The organism is Collinsella sp. AF04-24 (assembly GCF_003465685.1).
In the GTDB taxonomy this organism is placed as follows: domain Bacteria; phylum Actinomycetota; class Coriobacteriia; order Coriobacteriales; family Coriobacteriaceae; genus Collinsella; species Collinsella aerofaciens_AP.
In genome coordinates, this window is sequence record NZ_QSBK01000051.1 from 1 (window position 1) to 234 (window position 234).

At 73.5% G+C, this 234-nt stretch carries 1 pseudogene; it reads right to left on the bottom strand.

Going from position 1 to position 234, the window contains the following annotated elements:
* Window positions 1-234 (bottom strand): annotated as a pseudogene (locus DWV32_RS10465) (IS30 family transposase); the annotation flags it as partial.

Sequence of the window (234 nt, forward strand, 5' to 3'; positions counted from 1 at the left end):
GCGTCCTCGCCGAGGGCGAGGAACGCGGCGTGCGACCTGCGGGGCGAGTGCGGCGTCGCCCTCTTCGGGGCCCGGTGCGACCTGGGCCTGTAGCCGACCTTGCGCCTGAGCTCCATGTTGGTCATGCCGTCGTAGCCGGCGTCCACCCACCTGTAGACGGTGGAGGCGCTGAGCCCGGGGGTCGTCGCCGCTATCTGCTGCGGGGAGAGCCCGCGCGCGAGCCCGTCCCTGATG